The organism is Natrarchaeobius oligotrophus (assembly GCF_003841465.1).
Lineage (GTDB): Archaea > Halobacteriota > Halobacteria > Halobacteriales > Natrialbaceae > Natrarchaeobius > Natrarchaeobius oligotrophus.
The window spans coordinates 1-4,493 of the sequence record NZ_REFZ01000046.1 but is presented as its reverse complement, the minus strand read 5'-3'; the positions used below and the strand labels follow the sequence as shown (position 1 = coordinate 4,493).

Below are 4,493 nucleotides of genomic sequence, written 5' to 3'. Positions count from 1 at the left end.
GCTCGACGCGCCGGTGAAGCGATCGATACGAGACATCAAGTTCAGCATCTAACTGACGGATACTCGTGTTGAACCGGAGCAACGAGTAGAACGCGAACAACAGCTTCTCGAGGCCGATCTTCGCGTGCGCGAAGATCGTGCCGGTCTTGTCGTTGAACGTGCGTCCACAATTTTTACAGCGATACCGCTGATACTCTCGATAGCTGCCGTACTTGATCACCGATTCAGACTGGCAGCTCGGGCACTGGAGGCCCTCGCGCCAGCGAACCTGCTCCAGCAGGTTCGCGGCGCTCGCCTCTGAGCGAAAAACTTCAACTGGGAACATAGTCGGGTGATGCGTCAGCATCACCCTTGCCCGCTATGCTTTCACAGCGCCAGCTCTGTTCGACCAACAATCTGCTTCCGAAGAGCGTCGATGGTATTTCCCTAGGATGAAGCTCATTGGGTCAGCGTTCCAAACATTCGTGTGTGAGGTACAGTATCGGGATGCGTGAAGCCACTCGATTAAATAGAGTTTTAGACAAGTGGATATTGAGACGTCTGATTTGGTCGAATTCGGGAGTCTCGGGTGTGGTACGGTGCAATATCCCAATTCATAAATTGCATGTGGCTATACGAAACGGGAGCTCTATCGTTAGAAATGAAACGCCCAGAATCGGACGTCAGACACCGTCTCTCCAGTGAACGAGATCTGGAGAATGGGGGTAGGGGTGAGGGGATGTGCCCCTGAACACGCTACCCGGTTGGAAAGGTAGTGGTAAGGTCCACGATCAGCAGTTGGGGGGATTTCTGAATCAGGACCTCACTCGTACGTTGGATTTGAGCGTTATATATCCAACGGTTATGTCCCTTGGAATCTGAATGTCGTTGTCGATACTATCATTCGTTCATCTGGAAGCAGGAACGGCATCGGGGCCTTCAATCCCGATGCCGACGTGATACAAGGACTGCGACCGCAGCAAGGTCTATTCCCAAACCGGGAAAAAGAATACCGCCAACGCCTGTAGGGTCTCAACCGGAAAATCCAACGCTCCGGGACCGTAGCCAGCGCACGATTCAGTCTGAGTGGGACTCGGGTTCTTCGATGCGCTGATAAGCGGTTCACCGTAGTAGTAGAACATCCCGCGAGAGCCACTCGAAATGCGATCGATGCACGCCTCTGTGGTGGTTGGTTCGCCACACCGATCGTTGTCCTTAAGCGTGAAACCCCAGCGTATGTATCGAAAACTTTGGTCGGGCAGCGTAAGAATTGGCCGCCCCGAGCGGAAGTGAGCGGTGGTGGCCAGTTTGGAACCGAAGTGAGTGCTTAGGCCCTACATCCAGGAAGGTGGGGTTTTGAATCATGATCTTAGCTAGAACTATCGTTTGGAGTGGAAATAACCTACACTCCACATGATTTGGGTGGATGTTGAAGACGTTACTCGCCCAGCTCGAATGGATGAGGCTGCACAGAACGAATAGTTCTGTTCGAATCCCGTGAAAGTTCTGCGACGCTCTGAGCAGAGTGATCTTCACAGAAATAGTGGGTTCTGCGATCGCCAGTCGAGACGCAGACGACACACATCTCGTAAGAAGGCGGCCCGTCACAGCGATCACCGTTCTCGAGACGGTACTCACAACGCATTGTCTCGAGGATTATGTGCACCGTAGTGAGCTTTCCCCGGGCGGAGTGGTAGTGATCGGCGTCAACGAATGTCTTCTGTCTTTGAAACAAACATTATAATACTGGTAATTTAGTGATCGTACCAGGGACCTCGCCCCCGTCAAGCCAATTGGCTCACATTAATGGGGTGGCACGATTGAGCACCATTTGTTCCAAACGTTCCAAACCTTCACAACTCGTTTATGGCGTCAAAACGATTAAGACAGTTTGTCGAGTTTGACACTCACAGACAGCTATGCAAGATCAACCGTACCGACTCGCTGTAAGCAACCAGAAAGGCGGCGTCGGCAAGTCGACTGTTGCGCTGAACACCGCAGGTGCACTCGCAGACCGCGGGAACGGTGTGCTGCTCGTCGATCTCGATCCACAGGGATATCTGACAAGCGGCGCGGGACTCGACGAGTGTTATACCGAACAGCCACCGAGTCTGTACGATGCACTCAAGGACCCGTCGCAGATCGACGTCAACGACCTCGTGATCGATCATCCCGAGTTCGATGTCCTCCCTGCAAACATCGATATGTTCAATCTCGAACAAGAGCTCGTCTCGATGATGCAGGGTCGGAAACGACTCAAAACGCTTCTCGACGGCGTTACCGGCTACGATTTTATTGTCGTCGACTGTCCGCCATCACTGGGACTGTTGACCGATAACGCACTGCTTGCATGCGAGAACCTGTTGATCCCCGCCGAAGCTGAAGATACGAGCATTCGGGCACTGGATTTGCTGTTTAAGCAGGTCGATACGCTCGAGGCGAACTTTGAGGACGTTACGATCAGCGAGCAGGCGATCGTGGTGTCGAACGTCGACTATCCACTCGATGGTGAGCAGAAAAGTATGCTCGAGTGGTTCGAAGAGAATTTCAGCGAGTATATTCCCGTTTTTGAGGTTCGGAACCGAGCAGCGATCAAACGTGCCTGGAACAATGGCGGATCGATTTTCGGCTCTGACGAAGAGTGTGACATGGAGGATGAGCTTACCCAACTCGCCGCCCACTTCGAGAGCGAGGCTCGAGGTGAACCCGAATGACCGATCGGGACGCAAAGGGCGACGAATTATCTGATCGGCTCTCGAGGCGCTTTGGACCGACTGAAGCAGATGAAGCCGACAAGAACGACGAACCATTTGAAGATACCAACTCCTCACAAAACGACGAGAACGACGAACTGTCCGAAGGTTCAAACCAGTCACAGAGCGACGAACTGTCCGAAGGTTCCAAACGTTCCAAAGGTTCTAAATTCTCACAAGATGGAAAGAGTGAAAAATCCTCTGAACGTTCCAAACGTTCCAAACCCTCTGAACCTTCACAAGCTAATCGGGCGGCACAACCCTCAGAACCATCCGAACAATCAGTATCGGCTGAACCCGCTGAACGTGATGAAAAAGCCGAGAACATGGAAGTCGTCGAATCTGCTAAGACGGACAAACAGGCCGAAAGCGATGAGACTGACGAACTGAATGTGAAAGAGGAGTGGACCGGCCGCTACATGTACATCCCGCCATCGATCAACAAGCGATTCGACGACGAGTTCGATCGTCTCGTCTACGAGTGCGGTCGCGACCTCGAGTGGAAGCCCAAGAAGAACAAACACTACTATCCAGTTGTCGCAATCCACGGGATCAATGCGGTCGCGGAGATGGACCCTGACGAGTTCCGAAACGTCGTGGTCGATCTCGAGTTGCCGATCGAGAGTGGGTAGCGCTGTTTCCATTGATTTTGCAACGTAGACATTTCATTTTCAGCACCTAATCTGAAACAGAATGCGTACCGCCAACAACTGGTAATGTCAGGACATTGGAAACGGGGACTTTGGTGCTACTCAGCGAAGAAGTCGCCAACGAATTCTTGCTCCCAGTCGCGTCGGGCTTCAATTTCGCGGATTCCTCGTCGTGTTGTTGAGTACACGTTAGTACGACGGTCGGCCTCCCCCTTCTCGATAAGACCTTTCTCAACCAGAGTATCCAAATTGGGATAGAGCCGGCCATGGTGAATCTCTTTTTCGTAGTAATTTTCAAGATCGTCTTTGATTGCCAGACCGTGTGGTTCGTCGAGACCAGCAACAACATACAACAGGTCACGCTGGAACCCGGTCAAATCGTACATATAAGACTCCATGTTCATCTATATTTAAAAATACTAGTGATAAGGACGATTGAGCATGATCACCTTATTTCAACAATCTCTCTATTGAGAATTCCTTCTTTAGATACTTATGCTCATGAAGCTACTATACACATACGCGTGAGGTGAACAGTAAGTCTCAGACTGCAACCGAGGTCACTTTTCCGGTGCCGTCACACGGAGTTCATCATCGACCTCGTAGAAGTAGCCTCGCTCAAGTAGCCGGCTGAGCGCATAGTTTGCGTCTTCAGGCTCAAGGGTCAATTCATTAGTTCTAAGAAGGATCTCGAGTGCTTGCTCTCGAGGAACCGACTGTGCATCTTCACGATTGTCCGAATAGAAACTGTGCGTGCAAAGGACATCATACGCGTCCAGAATCCACTCTGAAAGCGGCAGTCGTGGATCAGTGCTGTCGTTCATCTCGACTTCGTACTGGATTCTTCAATATCGAGTTGCTTAAGAATACCTCCCCTTGTGGAAGTCGAGCTGGCTTCGCTGAGTAATGATAGGGATCAGTAGGCTAGTTCATATCTTCTGGACGCGTAGAGAGTCCCATGACGACGTGGGGCGGAAAGTTGGGTGATGTTGATGAGGAGCAGTTGCGCCAGCAACTGCGCACGGAAACTGATGCGAAGGCGATCAAACGCCTCACGTGTGCGCTGCTGTACCGACAAGGTAAATCACCGGCAGAGATCGAGCAGTTGCTC

5 protein-coding genes are annotated in these 4,493 nt (G+C 51.6%); 2 read left to right on the top strand and 3 right to left on the bottom strand.

What is annotated here, in order from left to right; genetic code table 11:
* Positions 1 to 325: IS1/IS1595 family N-terminal zinc-binding domain-containing protein (locus EA472_RS21680; RefSeq protein WP_133306992.1), on the bottom strand; the 325-nt coding region annotated here is incomplete at its 3' end.
* 1,573 nt (positions 326 to 1,898) lie between these two features.
* Here EA472_RS21680 and EA472_RS21675 point away from each other — a divergent pair.
* Both EA472_RS21675 and EA472_RS21670 read left to right on the top strand, forming a co-directional pair.
* Positions 1,899 to 2,693 (top strand): ParA family protein, encoded by a 795-nt coding sequence (locus EA472_RS21675; RefSeq protein WP_124193531.1) that lies wholly within the window; start codon positions 1,899 to 1,901, stop codon positions 2,691 to 2,693.
* Positions 2,690 to 3,364 (top strand): hypothetical protein, encoded by a 675-nt coding sequence (locus tag EA472_RS21670; protein ID WP_124193530.1) that lies wholly within the window; start codon positions 2,690 to 2,692, stop codon positions 3,362 to 3,364. Before EA472_RS21675 ends, EA472_RS21670 begins: the two co-directional genes overlap by 4 nt.
* Positions 3,365 to 3,480: 116 nt before the next feature.
* Here the strand turns inward: EA472_RS21670 and EA472_RS21665 are convergent, their stop codons facing one another.
* The gene (locus EA472_RS21665) at positions 3,481 to 3,768 is read right to left on the bottom strand and encodes a PadR family transcriptional regulator (RefSeq protein ID WP_124193529.1); all 288 of its coding nucleotides are present in this window, start codon (positions 3,766 to 3,768) and stop codon (positions 3,481 to 3,483) included.
* Between the two features lie 174 nt (positions 3,769 to 3,942).
* Positions 3,943 to 4,206, bottom strand: coding sequence for a hypothetical protein (locus EA472_RS21660; RefSeq protein WP_124193528.1), 264 nt, complete (start codon positions 4,204 to 4,206; stop codon positions 3,943 to 3,945).
* Positions 4,207 to 4,493: the final 287 nt, after the last annotated feature.

What these genes read in the sequence shown, in the direction of transcription:
- EA472_RS21670 (WP_124193530.1), top strand. Translation starts at nt 2,690, where the DNA reads ATGACCGATCGGGACGCAAAGGGCGACGAATTATCTGATCGGCTCTCG.
- EA472_RS21675 (WP_124193531.1), top strand. Translation starts at nt 1,899, where the DNA reads ATGCAAGATCAACCGTACCGACTCGCTGTAAGCAACCAGAAAGGCGGC.
- EA472_RS21665 (WP_124193529.1), bottom strand. Translation starts at nt 3,768, where the DNA reads ATGTACGATTTGACCGGGTTCCAGCGTGACCTGTTGTATGTTGTTGCT.
- EA472_RS21660 (WP_124193528.1), bottom strand. Translation starts at nt 4,206, where the DNA reads ATGAACGACAGCACTGATCCACGACTGCCGCTTTCAGAGTGGATTCTG.